Here is a 21,235-nt window from a genome sequence, read left to right on the forward strand (position 1 = left end):
GCGAAGAGACCGGCGGCCTGGCGGCCGCCGGTCTCTTCATGCCTGGGTCAGGCCGTCCTGGCCTTCGAGCGGTGTCGGTGTCACCGGTGTGCCCTTGTCCTCGTCCTTGCGGCCGTAGCCGGCGGTGACGAACCGCAGCCCGGCCAGGAGCAGGGCCGCTATCGGCACCGCGATGATGAACCGGATCAGCACCTGGGTGATGTCGACCTCGTCGAGCACGTAGCGGTACAGCGCCGGCGCGCTCATCAGGAGCGCGAACAGCAGGACCGACGGGCGTATCACGGCTGGCGTGCCGATCGGGTGACCCGGCGGGGCGCGGCCGCGACCGGTGCCACGTCGGAGGCGATCCGGGCGCACAGCATGGCGGCCCAGGCGTGCGGGGTGGCCGGCTTGCCGTCCAGCGAGTGGATCGGCAGGTCCAGGCCGAGCACCGAGCCCGGGTCGGCGGTGAGCTCGACGCCGTGCACCACCAGGGCCTCGACCTCGCCCAGAGTACGCAGGTGGCGGCCGGTGTCGGCGGTCTTGCGGGTGGCGTCGACGACCGCCCACAGCGCGGTGGCGCCGATCGCGTCGCACATCTCGTTGACCCAGAGCGGGTCGGTGCCGCCGACCGGGGCGTCGAGCACGACGACCCACGACTGCTCGGCCTGGTGCAGCTTCTCGGCGCGGGTCTCGGCCGCCTCCGGGGTGGAGATCAGCCGGGACGAGTGCAGGCCGGTGCCGGCCGTCGACGGGGCCGCCAGCAGCAGGTGGTTCTCGGGAACGTCGATGTTCTCGAGGAGCTGCCGGGCGATCGGCACCGCGATGTTGATGTCGCCGGCCAGGACCAGGATCTCGCCCGGCCCGTCCGGGATGCCGGGCGCGGACGGGCGGGCCGCCAGCACGCTCAGCACACCGGCGTAGGTGTCGCTGCCGGTGATCTGCCGGGCCATGGCCTCCGGCATGCCGACCGAGACGAGGTTGTTCACCACCTGCTCCGAGGCCGACTGCGGCTCCGGGGTGGCCGGCACCGCCGGCGCCGGGGTGACCTGCTGGAACTCGTAGGGCTCGGGCGTGGGCGCCGGCGGCTCGTCCACCTCGACCTCGGTGGCGGCGAACCCGCCGATGTGCTCGGCCAGGTTGGGCGTGTGGGCCGGCGCCTGCGGCGCCACCTCGACCACCGGGGCCGGTGGCGGCATCGTGGCGGCGACCGGAGCGGCCGGGGCCGGGGCCGGGGCGACCGGCGGCGCGGCCGGCGACTGCGGCTGGATGTGCTGCACCGGTGGCGGCTCGAAGGCCTGCGGCATGGCCGGCTTGGCGCCGGCGTTGACGGCCGACTCGGTCGCCGCGGCCGGGCGGAACGGCCGTACCGTCGGCGTCTCCTCCCGCGGCGGCGGCTTCGGCCGCGACCGCTCGGTGGCCGTGCCGCCGGTGGCGTCGAGCCCGGCCATGAGCTCGGCGAAGGCGGCGCCGGTGTCGCCGATGGCGGCGTGCCGGCCCTCGTCGGCGCCGAACTCCGCCGGCGGCTTGGGCCGGGCCGTGGCGAACGACGCCGGGGTCACCGAGCGGGGCGTGGCCGTGCCGAACGCCGGTCGGGCCGGTTCGTCCATCCGGTCCTGCGACTCGGCCCGCTCGAGGAGCCGTTCCAGGCTGTGCTGGCCGTTGTCGGCCGTCTTCGATCGCTGTGGCATGTCGTTCCCGTCCTCGTTCCCGTCCGGCACTTCCACGGAAAGCTCGTAATGCTGCTTCGCGAAGAAGCCGCCGACGCCGCCACTGCGGACCTTGTCGGCTGAGATGATCCGGACCCGGGAGCCGTACTCATCGCGCACCTGAGCCAGCAACGGCTCGATGGCCGGCCCCTCAAGCAGCACCCGCGTAGGCACCGTTCACCACTCCTATCGTCTCGATCTGTGCTGTGGAACCAGAGATTTCGCCGTACGACAGCACCTGCACCCGGCGTGAGCCGGCGCGCAGGAGCCGCATCAGTGGCAGCCGCAGCTGTGGCGAGCAGGCCAGCACCGGTGCCAGTCCCTGCTGTTCCGCGGTCTCGGCGAGCCGGGCCGCCTCGGTGACGATCGCCTCGGCACGCATGCCGTCGATCGCCATGAAGGCGCCGGTCTCGCTGGGCCGCAGCGATTCGAGCAGTTGTTGCTCGAGCATGGGGTCGAGCGTGATCACCGTGAGGCGGCCGCCGGTCGCGTACTGGGCGGCGATCGCCGGTCCCAGCGCGCCGCGAGCGGCCTCGACCAGGGAGTCCGGGTCGACGGTGTGCTTCGCTCGAAGGGAGAGCGCTTCGAAGATGCGGACCAGGTCGCGGATCGGCACGCCCTCGTCGAGCAGCGCCTGGAGCACCTTCTGGATCTGGCCGAGGCTGAGGATCGACGGGGTCAGCTCCTCCACCACCACCGGGTGGGTGCGCTTGACCATCTCGGTCAGCGCGCGGACGTCCTCGCGGCCGAGCAGGCGGCTCGCGTTGCTCCGGACGACCTCGGCCAGGTGCGTGATGATCACGCTGGCCCGGTCGACGACCGTCGCACCGGAGAGCTCGGCCTGATAGTGCAGCTCGGAGGGCACCCACTTGCCGGGCAGGCCGAATACCGGTTCCACGCCGGCCCGGCCGGGCAGGCCCTGGAGGCCGTCGCCGATCGCCAGCACGGTGCCGGGCGGCGCCTCGCCGGTGCCGGCGTCGACGCCCGAGATCCGGATCGCGTACGAGGAGAGCGGCAGGTCGAGGTCGTCGCGGGTGCGCACCGGCGGCATGATCACGCCGAGCTCCATCGCCATCTTGCGCCGTAGGGCGCGGACCCGGTCGAGCAGGTCCCCGCTGCTGGCGTCGACCAGGTCGACCAGGTCGGGCGAGAGGGCGAGCTCGAGCGGGTCGACCCGCATCTCGCCGAGCAGTTGCTCCGGCGAGTCGGCCGGTGGCATCTCGACCGCCTCGGCCGCGGCCACCTCGGCCTCCGGCACCGGGTCCTTGATGCGCTGGGCGAAGACCAGGACGGCCACACCGACCAGCAGGAACGGCACCTTGGGCAGGCCCGGGATGATGCACAGGGCGAGCGCGGCGGCGCCGCCGATGCGCAGCGCGAGTTTGTTCTGGCTGAGCTGGGCGGTGACGCTGGAGCCCATGTCGCCGGAGGTGGCCGAGCGGGTCACGATCAGACCGGTGGCCACCGAGAGCAGCAGGGCGGGGATCTGCGAGACCAGGCCGTCGCCGATGCTCAGCAGGCTGTAGTGGTTCATCGCGTCGGTGGCCGACATGCCCTGCTGGGCGACGCCGATCGCGAACCCGCCGACCAGGTTGATCAGGGTGATGATGATGGCGGCGATGGCGTCGCCCTTGACGAACTTGGAGCCACCGTCCATCGCGCCGTAGAACTCGGCCTCCTCGGCCACCTCGGCCCGGCGCTTCTTGGCCTGGTCCTCGTCGATCAGGCCGGCGTTGAGGTCGGCGTCGATCGCCATCTGCTTGCCGGGCATGGCGTCGAGGGTGAAGCGGGCGCCGACCTCGGCCACCCGCTCGGCGCCCTTGGTGACCACGACCATCTGGACGATGACCAGGATCAGGAAGATCACCAGGCCGATGACGAGGTTGCCACCGACGACGAAGCTGCCGAAGGCGTGGATCACCTTGCCGGCGTCGCCGTCGCGCAGGACGAGCCGGGTCGCGCTGATGTTGAGGGCGAGCCGGAAGAGGGTGGCCACCAGCAGCAGCGCCGGGAAGACCGAGAAATCCAGCGGCTTCTGTACGAACATGCTGGTCAGCAGGATCAGCAGGGCCGCCGTGATGTTCACCGCGAGCAGCATGTCCAGCAGGAAGGTCGGCAGCGGCACGACCATCATGAGGATGATGCCGATGACCCCGACAGGCACGGCAAGCCGGCTGAGATTGCGGTTCTTCACGACACCTCCCCGGGGTGCGTCTCACTTACGTGCCGATCTTCTCGCGTTCGCGGTACCGATGTGAGGAAATCTCCGTATTTCGTGTTATGCGGCGGCTGAGGCGGAATTGGGGCTGCGGTGCAGGCCTGCCGCCGATCCCTTCGCCTTCAGGCTCATCACGAACGCCAGCACCTTGGCCACCGAGCCGAAGAAGTCGGCCGGGATCTCGGCGCCGACCTCGGTTCCCGCGTAGAGGGCCCGGGCCAGCGGCACGTCCTCGACCATCGGCACCCGGTGCTCGGCCGCCAGTTCGCGGATCTTGAGGGCGAGCGGGCCCTGACCCTTGGCCACCACCCGGGGCGCGCCCTTCTGCGGCTCGTAGCGCAGCGCCACCGCCACGTGGGTCGGGTTGACCAGCACCACGTCGGCGGTCGGCACGTCGGCCATCTGCCGGTTGCGGGCCATCGCCATCTGCCGGGCGCGGATCTGCGCCTTGATGAGCGGGTCACCCTCGGTGTTCTTGTACTCCTGCTTGACCTCTTCCTTCGTCATCCGCAGCTGCTTGTTGGTGCGGCGGCGAACCACGAAGTAGTCGGCCGCGGCCATCACGATGCCGGCCACCGAGGCGGCCTGAATCAGGCCGACGATGGAGTCGGTGACCTCGCCCAGCAGCGAGGTGAGCGGGAGCTGCCCGGCGGTCATCAGCACCGGGATGACGTCCTTGGTCGTCGTGTACAGCACGCCGGCCAGCACCGCGGTCTTGACCAGCGCCTTGATGCCCTCCCAGAGGGCCTGGGGGCCGAACATCCGCTTGATGCCGGGCAGCGGGTTGAGCCGGCTGAACTTCGGGATGAACAGCTTGGTGGCGACCCGGATGCCGCCCTGGGCGCCGGCCGCCGCCACGCCGACCGCCATCATCGTCAGAGCCAGCGGCAGCACCGCCCAGGCGGCGCCGAACATCGCCTCCTTGAGGATGTACAGGGCCTGCGACGGTTGCGGATCGGCGACCACATCGGGGACCTGGACCATGACTTCCTCGGCGTGCTTCATGGCCGATTCCATGGTCCGTGGCAGCAGGATGCTCGCCGCGAGCATGCCGAACCAGGCGCCGATGTCCTGCGTACGGCCGATCTGTCCTTCGCGTTTGGCTTTCTTGAGTTTCTGTGGTGTCGGCTGTTCGGTCTTCTCGCCCGACATCGCGCACCCCCCTTCAGCCGCCGGTCAGCTGGAGGACCGCGCTGACCGCGCGCTCCACCACCTTGCCGATCACGCCGGGCAGCGCGGTGATCGCGATGCCGGACAGCAGCAGAACCAGGAAAATCTTGGCCGGGAAGCCCAGCTGGAACGCGTTGAGCGCCGGAGCGACCCGGTTGAGCAGGCCGAACGCGCAGTCGGTGAGGAACAGCACGGCGACCAGCGGGCCGGCGATCTGGATGGCCGCCACGAACATGTCGCCGATGCCCTTGAGCAGTACCTCGCTGAAGGTGCCGAGCGAGAAGGTGACGTCCAGCGGCACCGTCCGGAACGACTGGAGAAAACCCCGGAGCACCATCTGATGGCCCTCGGTGACGAACAGCAGGGTCACCGCGACGAGGTTGTAGAACTTGCCGAACACCGAGCTCTGGTTCTGCGACAGCGGGTCGTACCCCATGGCCAGGGTGAAGCCGCCGAACAGGTCGAGCAGGTCGCCCGCGGCCTGCAGGGCGGCGAACAGCAGCGCGGTGACGAAGCCGAGCCCGGCGCCCACGAACACCTGCAGGGCCGCGCTGAACACGATGTCGGAGGTCTCCAGCGAGGGCACCGTGCCGCGCAGGTAGGGCGCGAGCGGCAGGGTGAGGCCGACCGACAGCAGCGCCTTGACCGTGCCCGGGATGAGCCGCGAGTTGAACGGCGGGCAGATCATCAGCCAGGCGCCGGTGCGCGCCGCCCCGAGCAGGATCGCGAGCAGGTCGGCGATCGCGACGTCGAGGTTCATTTGTACGACGCCACGAGCGCGGTGAGAATCAGCCCCCAGCCGTTCACCAGCACGAACAGCAAAAGCTTGAAGGGTAAAGAAATAGTGACGGGTGGCAGCATCATCATGCCCAGCGACATGAGCGACGCCGAGACGACCATGTCGATCAGCAGGAACGGGATGAAGATGACGAAGCCGATGATGAAGGCGGCCCGCAGCTCGGACAGGATGAAGGCCGGGATCAGCGTGGTCAGCTCGACGTCGTCGCGGTTCTTCGGCCGGTCCTCGCCGGACAGCTTGACCAGCAACGCCACCTCGTCCTCGCGGGTGGTGCGCCACATGAAGTCCCGCAGCGGCTTCACGCCGGCCTCGAACGCCTGCGTCTGGGTCTTGTCGCCCTTGAGATAGGGCTGTACGCCCTGCTCGTTCATCGCGGACACGGTCGGCCCCATGATGAACAGGCTGATGAACAGGGCCAGGCCGGCGAGGACCTGGTTGGGTGGCATCGAGGTCAGGCCGAGGGCGTTACGGGTGATGCCGAGAACCATGAAGATCTTGGTGAAGCAGGTGCAGAGCAGCAGCAGCGCCGGCGCGACCGACAGGATCGTCAGGCCCAGCATGATGATCAGCGATGTGGAGGGCCGGCTGCCGTCCGGGTTGGTGCCGTTGATGTTGAGGTTGATGTTGGGCTGACCGGGCCGGCTCGGCGGGGTCGGCGGCGCCGGCGCCCGCTCGGGCGCTCTTTCCGGCAGGGCCACGACGACCGTGGCCGGCGCACGCTCCATGACCGTGGGCTCGGCCGCGGCCGGCTTCGGGCCGGGCAGCAGGACGAGCGCGAGCCCGAGGCTCGCGAAGATCAGCAGGAGCGCGCGCCGCATCATCGCCGGGTCGTCCGATCACGCAGGAAGCTCATGGTCTGCGACCAGGTGCGGGGTGAGAGGAGCGAGCCGTCGAGCCGGCCCGGCGACCCGGCCGCCGGATGCCGGCCGGGCAGCTCGACGCCGAGCGAGGCGGTCTCCTCCGGGCCGAGGGTGAGGTGGTCGCGGTGTTCGTGCGGGTGCTTCTCGAAGTCCTCGACGTCGGCCTCGCCGAGCAGGCTCACGTTCTGGTCGGTGACCCCGAGGATCATCGCCCGGTCGGCCACCCGGACGACGGCCACCGCCGCGCCCCGGGTCAGCTGCTGCCGGTTGAGCACGACGAGCGCGCCGTGCCCACGCCCCAGCGGCCGGCGGATCAGGCGCGCCAGCAGCCACATCATGCCCAGGATGACGAAGAGCGAGAAACCGATCCGCAGGGCCAGCTCGAACAAGGCCTTACCCTTCGGCGCCGGGAGCGACGATCTCGGTGATCCGGATGCCGAAGTTCTCGTCCACCACGACCACCTCGCCGCGGGCGATCAGCCGGCCGTTCACCAGCAGGTCGGCCGGGCTGCCGGCGGCCCGGTCGAGCTCGACGATCGCGCCCGGGGTGAGCGAGAGCAGTTCGCGCACGCTCATCCGGGTCCGGCCCAGCTCGGCCGAGACCTCCATCTCGACGTCGTGCAGCATGTCCAGGCCGCCGCGGATCGCCATCGCCGGCGCCGCCGTCTCGCGGCGGGCCACCCCGCCGGCGGCGGCCGGGTCGTCGGTCGGCCAGGGCGTGAGCGACAGCGCCAGCACCGCCCGGATGTCCGGGCCCTCGACCAGCGGGACGGCGATGGCGTCGTCCTTGGTGGCGAGCGCGCTGAGCGCCACGCCGGGCTCCATCACCGTGCCCGGGTCGAGCACCACCGGCCCGAAGGCGCGGGCCGCGGCCTCGAGCGCGGGCCGGACGGCGGCGGTCAGGTCGAGCTCCCCGATCGGGCTCTCCTTGAGCGCGTCCGCCAGGTCCTGACCGACCACCACGACCACCTCGCCGGTGGCGGCGCCGCTGAACCTCGCGGTCACCGCCTGCCCCTCGGACAGGATGTCCGCGGAGGCGGTGATCGGGTCGGCGACGGCCAGCGGACGGCTGGTGGGCAGGACGGCGAGCGCGGCCTCGGCGGCCGTCCGGGCGAGCGCCAGCTGCGGCGCGGTGATGGTGGGCGCGGTCATGGGCGGCCAGACTCCTTGGGCGAGGACTCCTTGGGGGACGGCACCACGAGGCAGGCGAGCCGAGCCCCCTGATTACCGGGAACTGCATGGGCGAAAACGGTCTCGTTGACTGTCACCTCGAGCGGCCGGCTGGTCGGGTGGCCCAGCGGGACGACGTCGCCGGGGCGTAGGTCCACGATGTCATCGGTACGCATGCGAATGGGCTGAAATCGGATTGCCACATCGAGCGGAGCCGCGGAAAGCCCGGCGGTGATGTTGCGCAGCGCCATGTCCTTGGTGGCCCGTTCGGCGTCGCTGAGCACCACCGCCTCGGTGCGGGAGAGCACCGGCAGGATCGTGTTGAAGGGCAGGCAGATGCTGGCCAGGCACTCCTCGGCGCCGATCTTCATGTCGAAGGTGGCGATCACGCAGGCGTCACCGGGCTGGTGGGTGCGCAGGAACTGCGCGTTGTACTCGATGTCCTTGAGCTTGGGCTGGAGTTCGACCAGGTTCTCGAAGCCGTACCGCAGCTCGCCGAGCATCCGCTCCAGCAGGCCGCGCAGCAGGGGCATCTCGACCTCGGTCAGCGGCCGTTCCGGCTGGGGACCGCCAGGACCGCCCAGCATGTGATCGATAGCGGACATCACGGCCGAGGTAGACATCTCCATGAGAGCCGAGCCCGGCAGCGGGTCGAGGACCACGACGGCGATCACCGTGGGGTTGTTCAGGGACGCCACGTACTCGTCGTAGTTCAGCTGCTCGATCGAGACCAGGCTGACGCTGCTCACGGCGCGCAGCCGGGTGGTCAGCAGGGTTCCGCAACTTCGGGCGTACGTCTCGAAGGCCATCTGCAACGTACGGACGTGCTCGCGGGACAGCTTGATGGGGCGGCGGAAGTCGTACGGGGCCGGCCCTGCGCCCTGTCCACGACGCGACATCCGACCCGGGGAGCGTGCGGCGGTGGTCACGTTGTCCCCATCGGCTCGTTTCCGGAACGGCTGAGCCGGAGCGCCGTTTCATCCCCTTAAACGCGTTTCGGGCGGGTCCACCGAAGTGAACCCGCCCGAAGCGTGCGTCTTACTGGGTCACGAACTGCGTGTAGTAGATGCCCATGACCTCTTTGACCTTGTCCTTGGTCGTGTAGGCCTTCTCGATCTTCGCCAGGAGCTCTTCCTTGATCGCGGTGCGGCCCTTCTCGGTCTCCAGCTCGGCGACCTTCCGGCCGGTGTACTCGTCGATCGCCAGCTCGATCGCCTCGCTGGTGTCGACCGCCTCGGCCGCGTCAGCGGTCTGCTGCAGCGAGAAGGCCAGCTTCAGGTAGTGGCCGTCGGCCAGGTTGATCGTCAGCGCCTCGTCGATCGCGGTGACCACGCCCTTCTCCGGCGCGGCGGCCTCGGCGCTGTCACCCTTCAGCATGAAGAACGCCCCGCCACCACCGCCCAGCAGCACCACGGCGGCGATCACGATGATCATCAGCATCTTCTTGGACTTCTTCGGCGCCTCGGCGGCGGGCGTCTGCTCGTTGCTCATATCGGAACTCCCCCTCAGTCGTGTGCGGTAGACGTGGTGCTGGACTTAGTCGTGCTTTCGGCCGCGGAAGCCGCGTCCTGAGCCGCCTTGGCCTGAGCCGAGGTCTGGCCGGTGTGCAACTTGCTGTCGGAGCCGGAGGCGGCCGGCAGAAGCGCGGCCTGGTCGGCGGTCAGAGTGGTCAGGACGACGATGTCGACGCGGCGGTTCATGGTGATCGACCGGGGGTCGGCCGGGTCGATCAGCGGCTTGGTGTCGGAGTTGCCGACGGCCGTCATGCGGTTCTTGGCGAGGCCCTTGCCGGTCAGGTAGCGGACCGTGGTCGAGGCACGGGCGGCGGAGAGCTCCCAGCCGCTCGGGTAGTACGTCGTCTGAGCCTTGAGCTGGTTGGTGTTGCCGTCGACCTCGATGTTGTTCGGCAGCTTCCGCAGGGTCGGCGCGATGGCGTCCAGGATCTTCTTGCCACCGGGCTTGAGCTCCGCCCGGTTGCCGGCGAAGACCACGTCGTTGGTGAGGACCGTGACCACCAGGCCGCGCCGGTCGATGGTGAACTTGACCGAGCCGAGCAGCTTCTGCGCGGCGAGCACGTCGGAGATCTGGTTCTCGATCTTCTTGAGGTTCTCGGCCTCCTTGGTGGCGGCCTGAGCGTTCTTCGAAGCCTTGGCGCGGTCCTCCGCGGCCATCGCCGCCTTGACCGCCTCCTGCTGCTTGGCCGTCAGGTTGGACGAGCCGGCCTTGCCGTCACCCGGGTTGGCGCCCGGGTCGATCTGGACGACCTCGGCGCTCTGACCGGCACCGTCCAGGGTCGAGGTCTGGCCCGAGAAGGCGGCGCTCTGCGCACCGAAGCCGGAGGAGAGACCGGCCGCCAACTCGGCGAACTTCTTCATGTTGACGTCACTCATCGAGTACAGGACCACGAAGAGAACGAACAGCAGGGTGAGCATGTCGGCGTACGACACGAGCCAGCGCTCGTGGTTGACGTGCTCCTCGTGCTCCTCATGACGCTGCTTACGCTTGCCCCCGCCTGAACTCATGCGTTACGCCGCCTTCTTGGTGTTCGCGGCCGCCTCGGCCTTCTTGGCCTCGTCCGGCGGGAGGAGGCTGCGGAGCTTCTGCGCCACCAGGCGCGGGTTGGAGCCGGCCTGAATGGCCAGGACACCGTCGACGACCAGCTCCATCTCCTCGGCCTCGATGCCGCTGAGGCGGTCGAGACGAGCGGCGAGCGGCAGCCAGAGAACGTTGGCGCTGAGCACACCCCAGAGGGTGGCGACGAACGCGGCGGAGATCGAGTGACCCAGCGTCTCCGGCTGGTTCAGGTTCTCGAGCACGTGCACGAGGCCCATGACCGTACCGATGATGCCGATCGTCGGGGCGTAACCGCCCATGTTCTCGAAGAGCTTCTTGCCGGCCTTGTCGGCCTTCTTCTTGGCCGCGATCTCGGCGTGCAGGACGTCGTGCAGCTCCTCCGGGTCGGTGCCGTCGATCGCCAGCTGAAGACCGCGCTTGAGGAAGGGGTGCTCCACGGTCTTGACCGCGTCCTCGAGGGCCAGCAGACCCTCGCGGCGGGCCCGCTCGGCCAGCTTGACGATGCTGTCGACCAGCTGCGTGGGCGGCGTGACCTTGGCCAGGAACGCCTTCTGGAGGTTCTTGCCGATGCCCGTCGTGTCCTTGAGGACACCGCCGGCCATACCGGCCATGAGCGCTCCACCGAACACCAGCAGCATCGAGGGGATCAGGATGATGGAGGCCGGTGAGCCGCCCTCCAGGATCTGCACCGTGAAGATGATGATGAAGGCAACAACTACACCGACGATCGTTGAGATATCCATGTTCAGCGGTCCTTCCGGTGCAGCGTGAGCACCTGGGCGTCGTGGTCGTCGTCAGACGGAATGGCGGCGGCCGCGGGCTGGGCCTCGAGGCGGGAAGCTTGGGAGATCAGCGAGGCGCGGTAGTGGCGCACTGAATCGATGAACTCGGGCACTGACTCGGCAATGACGTACTTGGTGCCGTCTACCAGGGTGATGACCGTGTCGGGCGTGCACTCGGCGCGCTCGATCAGGTCGGGGTTGAGGGCGAACACGGCACCGTTGATGCGGGTTACAAGGATCACTGTCATCCGTCCTTGGGTGGTGGTGTGGTCCTGGGCTGTAGGACCCTCCGTGGCCCTTCACCGTGTACTTCGGCGACCTGACGGTTGCCGATGAGATCCATACGGTCGCGCTTCGGGTGCAGCCGATCGGTTACACAGAACGGCCGGGACAGGCACTCAAGTGCCCGTCCCGGCCGCCGGCCGGACTGCTGCTACGACTAGCGCTTCATGCTGACGAGCTCCTGCAGGAGCTCGTCGGAGGTCGTGATGACGCGGGAGTTGGCCTGGAAGCCACGCTGGGCGATGACCAGGTTGGTGAACTCCTGGGCCAGGTCGACGTTCGACATCTCGACGGCGCCACTGATCACCTGGCCGAGGCCGGAGCTGGTGGGTGTGCCGACCTGGGCCAGGCCGGAGTTGACGGTCGAGCGGTACATCGAGTCACCGGTCTTCTCGAGACCGTTCACGTTCTTGAAGGTGGCCAGGGCGACCTGGCCGAGCACCTTCTTCTGGCCGTTGCTGAAGGCGCCGATGATCTGCCCGGTGTCCGACACGGTGTACGACAGCGAGGCCAGCGTGCCGGCCGCGTTGCCGTTGGAGTCGGAGACCCGGGCCTCGGTGAGGCCGTGGAACATCGTCAGGTCGGCGCCGTCGACGGTGAGCTCGTCGTTGAGGTTCGAGTTGAGATCCGAGAGACCGGAGAAGGACAGGGTCTTCGCCGTGTCGGCGAGCTTGCCCGCCGTGAACTCCAGGACGCCGCCGTTTTCCGTCATCGGCTTGGCCGTCGCCGAATTACCTGACACACCAACGCTGACCTCGTACTTCCCGGGGTCCTCACCGGCCTCGGTGGTGCGCTTGAAGTACGCCGAGAGGCTGACCGGGGTGCCGAACTTGTCGAACGCCTTGAACGGGATCTCGATCGGATCCAACGTCGAGACGTCGGTGACGCCCTCGGGCACGTCGAAGGTCAGATTGCCCTTCATCTCGATCTTGTCGGTGGGCTTCGGGTCGATGCTCTGGCCGAGCGGCATCTTGATGTCGTCCGGCTTGCCCGCCGGGTTGACCACACCCTTCTCATCGGCGGTCCATCCCTGCACAGGCTCACCGGTGGCGGTGGACAGCGTGCCGTTGGCGTCGAAGAAGAACGAGCCGGCCCGGGTGTACAGCTCCTCCTGGCCGCGGCGGGTGATGAAGAAGCCGTCGCCCTGGATCATCATGTCGCCGGCCTTACCGGTCGTCTGCGCCGATCCCTGGCTGAAGTTGGAGGTGATGCCGGCGTTGCGGACGCCGAGGCCGACCTGGGCCGGGTTGGTGCCGGCCATGCCGTCCTGCGGCGAGCCGGCGGCGCCGACCATCTGGCTCAGCGTGTCCTGGAACTGCACGGAACTGGCCTTGTAACCGACGGTGTTGACGTTCGCGATGTTGTTACCGGTGACGTCCATCATCATCTGATGGGCGTGCAGGCCACTGATGCCCGAGTAGAGAGAGCGCAGCATGAGTTGGGTCCTTCGCGGTGAAGAGGGACTACGGCTTGGGTGTCTCTGAGGTCTTGTCCGTCGGCGCGGCCTTCGGCGCCGGCGCCGGCGGTGCCGCCGGTGCCGCGAGCGGCGCGGTCATCGCGGCCGCCTGGGCCGCGGCGTCCGCCTGCGTCTGGACTTCCATGACCTTGGACAGCTGTACGTCCGTGTTCCCGACCCGCAGAGTCGGTTCGCTGTCGCCGTTGAGCTTCGCTGCCGATATGACTCCCGTGAACTTGGCACCGTTGTCGTCCATGTAGGTGACCGTCTTGCCGACCAGGGAGCTGGCACCGACGAGTTGCTGGGCCTTGAGCATGTCGGCCACCTCACCCAGCTTCTCGACCTGGGTGAACTGCGCCGTCTGGGCCAGGAACTGGGTCGAGTCGGCCGGCTTGCTGGGGTCCTGATACTTCAGCTGGGCCACCAGCAGCTTGAGGAAGGTGTCCTTGTCGCCGAGCGACTTGGGTTTCTCGGGAACGCCGGCCTTGGCCGCGGCCGCCGCGGCCCCCGCCGCGAATGTCCCCGATGGTCCCGTGGAGCCGGAAGTCGGTGAGGTCATCACGCACTCCTGTCCTGATAGCTAGCTCGAACTACGCTTCGACAGGTCTGCGGCTTTGCTTAGCCCAAAAACAATCGTGGGGCCGCCCCGAGAGAGGCGGCCCCACGATTTCCTGCTTCGTCAGATCACGGTGCGAGGGAAAGGCTGAACTTTCCCTTTCCGTAGCGGTTGACCTCGACCATGAGGTCGACCCGCCGGCCGAGGGCCATGAGGTGGGCGCGGGCGTCCGCCGGCAGCGGGTCGCCCGGGTAGATCACCTGGTACATCTTGATGTGCGGGCCACCCTCGCGGTTGAGGAGGCTGGTCAGCACGTTGCAGAGCTCGAAGACGTTCTCGGCGAGGTTCGGGAACAGTTTCTTCTCGTCGATGCTGTCCTCGGCGGCGCCGGCCGGCAGGAGGCCGAGGGCGGCGCCGGCGTTGGCCGACAGATTGAGATCCATCCCGAGCACGCCGTAGATCTGCTGTGCGTTGTCGGTGAAGATGGCGATCGTCGAGGTGTTCACCTCGTCCGCGGAGAGCGGGTCGCCGGGGCTGACGGTCACTTCCCGGCCGAGCAGGTCCTCGAAGAGGTTGCGAACGGCCAGGGTGCCTGGAAGAACCGAGACATCAGACATGTCGTAATCATCCCAAAATAGGAGCGAAGACCTCATCGAATCGCTCAGCCGAGAAGGGCTTCACGATGAAAAAAAGTGCACCGGCGGCATCGGCCTGATCTTTCATCTCAGGCGTGCTCTCCGATGTCACGAAACCGAACTTGATGTCGTTGCCGGCGGCACGGAGTTGCCGCAGCACCTCGATGCCCGTCATTCCGGGCATGTTCCAGTCCGACAGAACCAGATCCGGGTTCTCCGACTTGGCCATGTCGAACGCCTGCTGGCCGTCCGCGGCCTCGATCAGCTCATGGTCACCGAAGCCGGCCTGACGGAGTGTGCGGACCACGATCTGCCGCATCACCCGACTGTCATCAGCGATGAGAATCTTCATTCCGCGCCCTCCTTGTTGTCGCCGCGGCTATGCCACATGGAAATGGACACCGGTTCGCCGTCCCAGACCCCGTAGACGCCACTGATGCGTTCGGTGTTGGGAAAGCGAGCGGTCGATTCGGGCGCGAGCACCACCTGCGGCAGCGAGAGCAGCGCTCCCGGGGGCAGCATGGCCTTCACGTTGCCACCAACGATGTTGGCGAGTTCACCGAGCACATCCGACACGTCCTCCTCGCTGACCTCGTCCATTTCCATGGCGAGGAACGCGGCGGCGGCGCGGCGCGCCGCCGACGTCGAGGAGGCGTAGACGATGTGCCCGGTCCATGATCCGGTGATGGAGACCGAGGAGTGCACCTCGGAAGGCTGGTTCTCGTCGTACGTCGGGATCAGGGGGCTGATGCCCTCCGGATCCAGGTACGACTCCCACACCTGTTCCACCATCTCCGTGAGGTCGTTCTCATTGACCTCGACTTCGACGCTCATGAATTCGCTCCGGTCGGCACGAGGCCCAGCAGGGCCAGCTTTTCGATCATGGCGCCCTCGGTGAAGGGCTTGATCACGTACTCGTGGGCGCCCGCGGCGAGCGCCCGTACGATCTGGCTCTGTTCGCTCTCGGTGGTGACCATGACCAGCGTCATCTCACGCAGACGCGGGTCGGCCCGGACGTTCGTCACGAACTCGAGCCCGTTCATGTTGGGCATGTTCCAGTCGATGAGAGCCAGTTCGGGCACCTCATCCAGGGTGGCCAGCAGGTCCAGGGCCTCCCGGCCGTCGCCTGCCTCCAGTGCCTCGAAGTTCAGCTTCGAGACAATGCGCTTGAGGATCATGCGCATTGCGCGGGAGTCGTCGATCACCATGGCGCGCATCGCGGCTTCATCCCCTTCTCGCGGCGCCCGCGGGCGCTCCGGTACGGACTCGGTAGGCGGACGTGCGGCCGGCGGCCACCCGCTCGTAGTTGTCGTCGATCCCGATCGTGGTCTCGGCCGCGCCCAGGAACAGCCAGCCGTCGGGCCGTAGCACCTTGGCCATGTTCTGGAGCACGTTGCGCTTGGTGGCGACGTCGAAATAGATCAGGACATTGCGTAGGAAGATCACGTCGAACGGCTGCATGGCCGGGAACGGCGCGGTCAGGTTCATCAGCTTGAACGACACGTTGCGGCGCAGTTGCTGGCTGATCCGCCAGTGCGCGCCGGCCCGCTCGAAGTACTGCACGAGCTGCTGGGCCGGCAGACCACGGTTCACTTCGACCTGGCTGTACTCGCCGGTCTCGGCACGCTTGACCATCTCGGTGGAGATGTCGGTTCCCATGATCTCGTACGACCATCCCGGCGGCAGGTTCTCCTGGAGCAGGATGGCCAGGCTGTACGCCTCCTGGCCGCTGGAGCTGGCCGCCGACCAGATCCGCACCTTGCGGTTCGCGGTGCGCGACTTGATCAGCTCGGGAAGGATCACGTCGGTCAGCGCCGCGAACGGCTCCCGGTCCCGGAACCACGAGGTCTCGTTCGTGGTCAGCGCGTCGATGATCTTGCGCTGGTTCTGCGGGTTCGGGCGGCGCTGGAGTTCCGCCAGGAACTCGTTGACGTTGGGCGCCCCGACGGCCCGGGCGACCGGGATGAGCCTGGCCTCGACCAGGTACTCCTTGCCCGGGGCGAGCACAATCGAGGCCTCGCGGCGCACCAGCTGCGAGACGAAGGCGAACTCGGCTTGCGAGAGAGTCATCGGGCCACCGCCGCCGACCGGCTGCTCTTGATGCGGTTGACCAGGTGGGCCGAGATCCGGTCGAGCGGAAGGATCTCATCCGCCAGCCCGGCACCGACGACCGCGCCCGGCATGCCCCACACCACCGAGGTGGCCTCGTCCTGCGCCAGCACCTCGGCGCCCGCGTCTCTCAGCACTTTCGCACCACCTCGTCCATCGTGTCCCATTCCAGTCAGCACGGTCGCGTACGCCGAAGCGCCGTAAAGGGCCGCCACCGACCGGAACATCACGTCCACGGCCGGGCGGCAGGAGTTCTCCGGCGGCGCGCCACTGAGCTGGGTCAGCGTCGCGGTGCCCCGGCGGTGGAACACCAGGTGGTTGTCACCCGGTGCGATGTACGCCCACCCGGGCGTCAGCTCCATCCCGTCACCGGCCTCGACCACCCGCAGCGGGGTGCTGCGGTCCAGTCGCTCGGCGAACATCTTGGTGAAGACGGGCGGCATGTGCTGGGTGACCACGATCGGCACGGGAAAGTCCGCGGGCAGGCCCTGCAGCACCTTGGTGAGCGCGTCGGGCCCGCCGGTGGAGGAGCCGATGCACAGGATGTCGATCCGGCCGCCCGCTCCGGCTTTCTTGGCGGGACGGGCCGGGGCCGCTCCGGGTGGCGCCGCGCCGGGTCGTCCCGGTCCGGCCGGCGGCAGGCCGGCCCGGGGCGGGGCCGCGCCGGGCCGGGTGGGGGTGGCCGGGCGGGCCGGCGCGGTGGCGCCGGGGCGGGCCGGGGCGCTCGGCGGTGCGGCGCCCGGGCGCTTCCGGCCGGCCAGCGCGTAGATCTTGGGGACGAGCTCGTTGCGTACGGCCGCGATCGACTCGTTCACGGACCCGACGTTGCTGGGCTTCGTGACGTAGTCGGTGGCGCCGGCCGAGAGCGCCTCCAGCGTCGCCGTCGCGCCCGCGGCCGACAGCGTACTGAACATGATCACCGGGATGTGCTTGTGACGCTTGCGCAGCTCACGGACCGCCTCGATGCCGTCCATCTGCGGCATCTCGATGTCCATGGTGATGACGTCGGGCTTGAGCTGGTCAATCTTGGCCTGAGCCAGCTGGCCGTTCGACGCCGTGCCGACGACCTCGATGTTCTCCGCTCCGCCCAGAGCGTCCACGATCAAACGCCGGACCACCACGGAGTCGTCCACGACGAGGACCGAAATCATCTGACCACCTCCTCTCACCCGAGCCACGCGGGGCCGAGAGCGGCGACGACAGGTGCGAGAAGGCGATGGGCGGTGGAGGTATCCAGCAGATCCCGCACCACCAGCGCCTGCACCGCGCCGCTGAGCATGTTCCAGACACCGCCGGCCCGGTCGGCCAGCGGAATCGCGGCCGTGTCGACGGCCTGTACCAACAGCATCTGCGCCGCGGCGGCGGTGCGGACCCGATCGGAGAGATACGCCGCCCAGGAGGCGGAATGCACCGCCGGCGACCAACCGCCGGCGTTGCGGCGGGCGTCCTCCGCCGAGGCCACCAACCGGCTGAGATCCGATGAGCGCAGCGAGCGCAACCGGTCGAGCAGCGCGGAAACCGTGTAGTGGTGCGGGCCGAGGTCGATCGGCGCGCCGGTGGGCAGCCGGCGCATCGCCGCCACCCAGCCCGCGCCCAGCCGCCGGCGCGTGTCCGAGTCGAGGACCTCGCGCAGATAACTGGCCACGGCCGCGTCGCAGATCAGGCCGGTGGCCGCGGCGGCCACCTCGGTCTGCGTCGCGTCCCGGCCGGTGCCGGTCCACGTCCAGGCCATCACGTCGTACCGCACGCAGGTCAGCAGCGCGTCGACCGAACCGATCGGCGCGCGCTCGACCAGGGCCAGGCTGCCCGCCGGGTCGTCCTTGGACATGCCCTTGAGCGAGGGCATCCGGCGGGCCGCGCTCTCCACCTCGACCCAGAGCGGGCCGCGGACCCCCTCGTCGGGCAGGCGCTCGGCCAGCACCGGCAGATCGTCCACGCTCAACCGGAGTCCGCGCAGCACGACCTCGGCCGTCGCCGACCCGCCGCTGAGGCGGGTCAGGTCGAAGCCGAGCACCGGCGCGCTGACGAGGCTGTACATCAGGTGGTGGCGCGGTGCGTGTCGACGGCCTGGTTGACGTCCAGGGCCAGCATGAGCCGGCCGTCCAGCTTGAACGTGCCCACCACCAGCTCCCGGGTCGGCCCGCTGAGCGTGTCCGGTGGCGGCTCGAACGTCGCCTCGTCGAGGTCGACCACCTCACCGATCTTGTCGACGACCAGACTGACCGGCTCGCCGTCGCCGCGCAGGATCACGTTCATCACCGGGCCCTGCAACGCCTTGCGGACCAGCCCCAGCTGGACCCGGAGGTCGACCGCGGCGATCACCTGACCGCGCAGGTTGAACAGCCCGCCGACGGCCGGCGGCGCGAGCGGCACCGGGGTGTACTCGTTGTACGAGAGCACCTCCTGCACCGTGTGCACCTCGACGCCGAAGAGCTGGTCGGCCACCTCGAAGGTGGCGAACTGCCGGCTCGCCATCTCAGGCCTCCACCAACATCTCGTCGTTCTCCAGGTCGGTGTAGAAGTTCGGATCGGCGGCGAGGATCGCGCGGCGGACGTCCAGCAGCTCGGTCACCCGTTGCTGGATCACCGCGGTGCCGACCAGGCCGTCCTCCTCCGCGTCGCGGCGGGCCGTGGTCGAGTTCTCGGCGATGTCGACGATCCGGTCGACGACCAGGGCGACGCTGCGGCCACCCTCGCTGTAGACGACCACCGACACGGTGTCCCCTTCGGGCTCTTCGCCGTACGCGCCGAGCAGGTGGGACAGGCGCACGAGGGGCAGGATCTGCCCTCGGTACTGGACCACCTCCCGCGAGCCGGCGTGCTCGATGCGGTCGCGCGGGAACTCCTCGAGCCGGGTGACCGTGTCCAGCGGGATCGCGACCCGCCGCTCGCCCACCGCGGTGACCAGCAGACGTTCGCCGGTGCCGCCCACACCCGCCGCCCGCGACGACGAGTCCATGCCCTTGCGTTCGGCGTCGGCGGCCAGGTGGCTGCGGCGGGCCAGCGACGAGACGTCGAGGATCAGGCCCACCTTTCCGTCGCCCAGGATGGTCGCGCCGGCGTACAGGCCGATGTCCTTGAGGCGGCTGTTCAGGGCCTTGACCACGACCTCCTCGGTGTTCAGGACCCGGTCGACGACCAGTCCGAACCGCCGGCCGTCGGCCTGCAGCACCATGATGTAGACACCCTGGTCGCCGGCCACCTCGAAGCCGAGCGCCTTGTCCAGGCGCACCAGCGGGAGCAGCTTGCCGCGCAACCGGTAGACGGGCGCGCCCGACGCGTACTCGATCTTCGTCGACTGCCCGTCGATGAAGACCAGCTCGAGCACCGCCACCTGCGGAACCACGTAGCGCTGGTCGCCGCAGTCGACGGTGAGCGCCTGGATGATGGCGAGCGTGAGCGGGATGGTGAGCCGCCAGACCGTGCCCTCGCCGGGCGTCGAGTCGACGCTGACCGCGCCGCCGATGTTCTCGATGTTGGTCTTGACGACGTCCATGCCGACACCGCGGCCGGAAACGTTGGTGACCTTGGCCGCGGTGGAGAAACCGGGCTGGAACACCATCGCCATGATGTCGCGCTTGTCCATGTTGGGGATCTGCTCGGCGCGCAGCAGGCCGTTCTCCACGGCCTTCTGGGCGATCCGCTCCACGTTCAGGCCGGCGCCGTCGTCGGCGACCTCGACCGCCACGTGCCCACCCTCGTGATAGGCGCGCAGGGTCAGCGTGCCCTCGGGGCCCTTGCCGCTCGCCTGGCGGCGCTCCGGGTCCTCGATGCCGTGGTCGACCGCGTTGCGCACGAGGTGGGTCAGCGGGTCCTTGACCGCCTCGAGCAGGCTCCGGTCGAGCTCGGTCTCCTTGCCCTCCATGACCAGCTCGACCTTCTTGCCGAGCGAGTTCGAGAGGTCCCGGACGACTCGGGGCAGCTTCGACCAGATGTGCTCGATGGGCTGCATGCGGGTCTTCATGATGCCCTCTTGCAGCTCACTGGTGATCATGCCGAGCCGCTGGGCGCTGCGCACCAGCGTGGCGTCGCCGATCTCCATGACGCCCCGGACCAGCTGGTTACGGGCGAGCACCAGCTCACCGACCATGTTCATGAGGGTGTCGAGCAGGTCGACGTCGACGCGGATGGCGCTGTCGGCGATGCTGCGCTTGGGCGCCTGCTGCTGCAGGGCCTCGTTGACCGCGGCCGGCTGCGCCTTGCCCTCGTCGAGCAGGATCGTGCCGAGCTTGCGCTCGTCGCCCTCGATCTGCTGCTGGAGCGCGGAGCTGACGTCGGCCGGCTGGGCCGCCCCCGACTCGACCAGGATCTCGCCGACCGGCTTGCGCTGGTTCTCCACCGGTTCCGGAACGGGCCGGGCGGGTGTCTCGGCGATCGGCTCGGGCGCCTCGGCCTCGGCCGCCGGCTCGGCGGCGGCCTCCGCGCCCTCGCCGCCCTCGGCGGCCGGTGCGGCGGCGGCCGGCTCGGCGCCGGCGTTCATCTGCGCGTGGACCTGCGCGATGATGCTCTCGATGTCGACGTCGCCCTCGTTGCTGTTCTCCTCGATGGAGGCGAGGATCGAGCGCACACCGTCGATCGTGGCCAGCAGTGTGGTGATCGTCGACGGCGTGACCGGCATGACGCCGTCGCGCAACTTGGACAGCAGTGACTCGCCGGCATGGGCGAGCGTCTCCAGGCGTGTGAACGCCAGGAAGCCGCTGGTGCCCTTGATCGTGTGAATCGCCCGGAAGATTCGGGAGATCAGATCGCGGGAGTTGGGCTCCTGCTCCAGATCCACCAGGTCACGGTCGATCTGGTCCAGGTTCTCGTGGCTTTCCATGAGGAATTCGCCGACGATTTCACCAAGATCTTCCACGCTTACTACCTCCTGCTCGCCTTCCCACAGCCCTCATCGACGGTTAGCCGCGTCATCTGAGGACACCCGGAGGTCGACCGA

24 protein-coding genes are annotated in these 21,235 nt (G+C 68.8%); all 24 read right to left on the reverse strand.

Annotation, left to right across the window (positions count from 1 at the left end; all coding sequences use genetic code 11):
- Positions 1-36 precede the first annotated feature (36 nt).
- The 24 genes from ACGFJ7_RS05940 to ACGFJ7_RS06055 all read right to left on the reverse strand — a co-directional run bounded on the left by ACGFJ7_RS05940 (position 37) and on the right by ACGFJ7_RS06055 (position 21,154).
- On the reverse strand, positions 37-282 hold the full coding sequence (locus tag ACGFJ7_RS05940; protein ID WP_360246936.1) for a hypothetical protein: 246 nt from the start codon (positions 280-282) through the stop codon (positions 37-39).
- The gene (locus ACGFJ7_RS05945; protein ID WP_392641081.1) at positions 279-1,862 is read right to left on the reverse strand and encodes a hypothetical protein; all 1,584 of its coding nucleotides are present in this window, start codon (positions 1,860-1,862) and stop codon (positions 279-281) included. The genes ACGFJ7_RS05940 and ACGFJ7_RS05945 overlap by 4 nt, the downstream gene beginning before the upstream one ends.
- Positions 1,840-3,882 carry a flagellar biosynthesis protein FlhA gene (gene flhA, locus ACGFJ7_RS05950; RefSeq protein WP_360246940.1) on the reverse strand — a complete coding sequence of 681 codons (2,043 nt, stop codon included), beginning with the start codon at positions 3,880-3,882 and terminating at the stop codon, positions 1,840-1,842. The genes ACGFJ7_RS05945 and flhA overlap by 23 nt, the downstream gene beginning before the upstream one ends.
- 84 nt (positions 3,883-3,966) lie before the next feature.
- Entirely contained in the window at positions 3,967-5,058 is a 1,092-nt protein-coding gene (locus ACGFJ7_RS05955; protein WP_360246942.1) for an EscU/YscU/HrcU family type III secretion system export apparatus switch protein, read from the reverse strand.
- Between the two features lie 13 nt (positions 5,059-5,071).
- A complete protein-coding gene (locus ACGFJ7_RS05960) occupies positions 5,072-5,836 on the reverse strand; it encodes a flagellar biosynthetic protein FliR (protein ID WP_360246943.1) in 765 nt (254 codons plus the stop codon).
- Positions 5,833-6,696, reverse strand: coding sequence for a flagellar type III secretion system pore protein FliP (fliP, locus tag ACGFJ7_RS05965; RefSeq protein WP_392641084.1), 864 nt, complete (start codon positions 6,694-6,696; stop codon positions 5,833-5,835). The genes ACGFJ7_RS05960 and fliP overlap by 4 nt, the downstream gene beginning before the upstream one ends.
- Positions 6,693-7,124: a flagellar biosynthetic protein FliO gene (locus ACGFJ7_RS05970; protein WP_360246947.1), complete on the reverse strand. Its 432-nt coding sequence runs from the start codon at positions 7,122-7,124 to the stop codon at positions 6,693-6,695. The genes fliP and ACGFJ7_RS05970 overlap by 4 nt, the downstream gene beginning before the upstream one ends.
- A 4-nt stretch (positions 7,125-7,128) precedes the next feature.
- Positions 7,129-7,887, reverse strand: a complete 759-nt coding sequence (fliN, locus tag ACGFJ7_RS05975; RefSeq protein ID WP_360246949.1) for a flagellar motor switch protein FliN — start codon at positions 7,885-7,887, stop codon at positions 7,129-7,131.
- Positions 7,884-8,804 carry a flagellar motor switch protein FliM gene (locus tag ACGFJ7_RS05980; protein WP_360246951.1) on the reverse strand — a complete coding sequence of 307 codons (921 nt, stop codon included), beginning with the start codon at positions 8,802-8,804 and terminating at the stop codon, positions 7,884-7,886. Before ACGFJ7_RS05980 ends, fliN begins: the two co-directional genes overlap by 4 nt.
- A gap of 139 nt (positions 8,805-8,943) precedes the next feature.
- Positions 8,944-9,396 carry a flagellar basal body-associated FliL family protein gene (gene fliL, locus ACGFJ7_RS05985; RefSeq protein ID WP_360246953.1) on the reverse strand — a complete coding sequence of 151 codons (453 nt, stop codon included), beginning with the start codon at positions 9,394-9,396 and terminating at the stop codon, positions 8,944-8,946.
- A gap of 14 nt (positions 9,397-9,410) precedes the next feature.
- Positions 9,411-10,427, reverse strand: coding sequence for a flagellar motor protein MotB (locus ACGFJ7_RS05990; RefSeq protein ID WP_360246955.1), 1,017 nt, complete (start codon positions 10,425-10,427; stop codon positions 9,411-9,413).
- A gap of 3 nt (positions 10,428-10,430) precedes the next feature.
- Positions 10,431-11,222: a motility protein A gene (locus ACGFJ7_RS05995; protein WP_360246957.1), complete on the reverse strand. Its 792-nt coding sequence runs from the start codon at positions 11,220-11,222 to the stop codon at positions 10,431-10,433.
- Between the two features lie 2 nt (positions 11,223-11,224).
- A complete protein-coding gene (locus ACGFJ7_RS06000; RefSeq protein WP_097318682.1) occupies positions 11,225-11,503 on the reverse strand; it encodes a flagellar FlbD family protein in 279 nt (92 codons plus the stop codon).
- A 197-nt stretch (positions 11,504-11,700) separates the two neighbouring features.
- The gene (locus ACGFJ7_RS06005; protein ID WP_360246959.1) at positions 11,701-12,978 is read right to left on the reverse strand and encodes a flagellar hook protein FlgE; all 1,278 of its coding nucleotides are present in this window, start codon (positions 12,976-12,978) and stop codon (positions 11,701-11,703) included.
- A 28-nt stretch (positions 12,979-13,006) separates the two neighbouring features.
- The gene (locus ACGFJ7_RS06010) at positions 13,007-13,558 is read right to left on the reverse strand and encodes a flagellar hook capping FlgD N-terminal domain-containing protein (RefSeq protein ID WP_360246961.1); all 552 of its coding nucleotides are present in this window, start codon (positions 13,556-13,558) and stop codon (positions 13,007-13,009) included.
- 125 nt (positions 13,559-13,683) lie between these two features.
- The gene (locus ACGFJ7_RS06015; RefSeq protein WP_097317699.1) at positions 13,684-14,172 is read right to left on the reverse strand and encodes a hypothetical protein; all 489 of its coding nucleotides are present in this window, start codon (positions 14,170-14,172) and stop codon (positions 13,684-13,686) included.
- Between the two features lie 7 nt (positions 14,173-14,179).
- A complete protein-coding gene (locus tag ACGFJ7_RS06020; RefSeq protein WP_097317698.1) occupies positions 14,180-14,542 on the reverse strand; it encodes a response regulator in 363 nt (120 codons plus the stop codon).
- Positions 14,539-15,024: a chemotaxis protein CheX gene (locus ACGFJ7_RS06025; RefSeq protein ID WP_360246963.1), complete on the reverse strand. Its 486-nt coding sequence runs from the start codon at positions 15,022-15,024 to the stop codon at positions 14,539-14,541. Before ACGFJ7_RS06025 ends, ACGFJ7_RS06020 begins: the two co-directional genes overlap by 4 nt.
- Positions 15,021-15,407, reverse strand: coding sequence for a response regulator (locus ACGFJ7_RS06030; RefSeq protein WP_360246965.1), 387 nt, complete (start codon positions 15,405-15,407; stop codon positions 15,021-15,023). Before ACGFJ7_RS06030 ends, ACGFJ7_RS06025 begins: the two co-directional genes overlap by 4 nt.
- 7 nt (positions 15,408-15,414) lie before the next feature.
- Positions 15,415-16,260: a CheR family methyltransferase gene (locus ACGFJ7_RS06035; protein WP_360246967.1), complete on the reverse strand. Its 846-nt coding sequence runs from the start codon at positions 16,258-16,260 to the stop codon at positions 15,415-15,417.
- Positions 16,257-17,450, reverse strand: a complete 1,194-nt coding sequence (locus ACGFJ7_RS06040; RefSeq protein ID WP_360246969.1) for a chemotaxis response regulator protein-glutamate methylesterase — start codon at positions 17,448-17,450, stop codon at positions 16,257-16,259. Before ACGFJ7_RS06040 ends, ACGFJ7_RS06035 begins: the two co-directional genes overlap by 4 nt.
- A 14-nt stretch (positions 17,451-17,464) precedes the next feature.
- Positions 17,465-18,337: a hypothetical protein gene (locus tag ACGFJ7_RS06045; protein WP_360246971.1), complete on the reverse strand. Its 873-nt coding sequence runs from the start codon at positions 18,335-18,337 to the stop codon at positions 17,465-17,467.
- Positions 18,337-18,774, reverse strand: a complete 438-nt coding sequence (locus tag ACGFJ7_RS06050; RefSeq protein WP_097317692.1) for a chemotaxis protein CheW — start codon at positions 18,772-18,774, stop codon at positions 18,337-18,339. The genes ACGFJ7_RS06045 and ACGFJ7_RS06050 overlap by 1 nt, the downstream gene beginning before the upstream one ends.
- Position 18,775: 1 nt before the next feature.
- Positions 18,776-21,154: a chemotaxis protein CheW gene (locus tag ACGFJ7_RS06055; protein ID WP_392641091.1), complete on the reverse strand. Its 2,379-nt coding sequence runs from the start codon at positions 21,152-21,154 to the stop codon at positions 18,776-18,778.
- Positions 21,155-21,235: the final 81 nt, after the last annotated feature.

The sequence above is a fragment of the Actinoplanes sp. NPDC048988 genome (assembly GCF_043197815.1).
In the GTDB taxonomy this organism is placed as follows: domain Bacteria; phylum Actinomycetota; class Actinomycetes; order Mycobacteriales; family Micromonosporaceae; genus Actinoplanes.

Coding starts and splice junctions, on each gene's coding strand:
- fliL (WP_360246953.1), bottom strand. CDS start 9,396: ATGAGCAACGAGCAGACGCCCGCCGCCGAGGCGCCGAAGAAGTCCAAG.
- fliP (WP_392641084.1), bottom strand. CDS start 6,696: ATGATGCGGCGCGCGCTCCTGCTGATCTTCGCGAGCCTCGGGCTCGCG.
- ACGFJ7_RS05955 (WP_360246942.1), bottom strand. CDS start 5,058: ATGTCGGGCGAGAAGACCGAACAGCCGACACCACAGAAACTCAAGAAA.
- ACGFJ7_RS05990 (WP_360246955.1), bottom strand. CDS start 10,427: ATGAGTTCAGGCGGGGGCAAGCGTAAGCAGCGTCATGAGGAGCACGAG.
- ACGFJ7_RS05995 (WP_360246957.1), bottom strand. CDS start 11,222: ATGGATATCTCAACGATCGTCGGTGTAGTTGTTGCCTTCATCATCATC.
- ACGFJ7_RS05980 (WP_360246951.1), bottom strand. CDS start 8,804: ATGTCGCGTCGTGGACAGGGCGCAGGGCCGGCCCCGTACGACTTCCGC.
- ACGFJ7_RS06030 (WP_360246965.1), bottom strand. CDS start 15,407: ATGCGCGCCATGGTGATCGACGACTCCCGCGCAATGCGCATGATCCTC.
- ACGFJ7_RS06045 (WP_360246971.1), bottom strand. CDS start 18,337: ATGTACAGCCTCGTCAGCGCGCCGGTGCTCGGCTTCGACCTGACCCGC.
- ACGFJ7_RS06050 (WP_097317692.1), bottom strand. CDS start 18,774: ATGGCGAGCCGGCAGTTCGCCACCTTCGAGGTGGCCGACCAGCTCTTC.
- ACGFJ7_RS06020 (WP_097317698.1), bottom strand. CDS start 14,542: ATGAAGATTCTCATCGCTGATGACAGTCGGGTGATGCGGCAGATCGTG.
- ACGFJ7_RS05960 (WP_360246943.1), bottom strand. CDS start 5,836: ATGAACCTCGACGTCGCGATCGCCGACCTGCTCGCGATCCTGCTCGGG.
- ACGFJ7_RS06010 (WP_360246961.1), bottom strand. CDS start 13,558: ATGACCTCACCGACTTCCGGCTCCACGGGACCATCGGGGACATTCGCG.
- ACGFJ7_RS06025 (WP_360246963.1), bottom strand. CDS start 15,024: ATGAGCGTCGAAGTCGAGGTCAATGAGAACGACCTCACGGAGATGGTG.
- ACGFJ7_RS06005 (WP_360246959.1), bottom strand. CDS start 12,978: ATGCTGCGCTCTCTCTACTCGGGCATCAGTGGCCTGCACGCCCATCAG.
- ACGFJ7_RS06035 (WP_360246967.1), bottom strand. CDS start 16,260: ATGACTCTCTCGCAAGCCGAGTTCGCCTTCGTCTCGCAGCTGGTGCGC.
- ACGFJ7_RS06040 (WP_360246969.1), bottom strand. CDS start 17,450: ATGATTTCGGTCCTCGTCGTGGACGACTCCGTGGTGGTCCGGCGTTTG.
- ACGFJ7_RS06015 (WP_097317699.1), bottom strand. CDS start 14,172: ATGTCTGATGTCTCGGTTCTTCCAGGCACCCTGGCCGTTCGCAACCTC.
- fliN (WP_360246949.1), bottom strand. CDS start 7,887: ATGACCGCGCCCACCATCACCGCGCCGCAGCTGGCGCTCGCCCGGACG.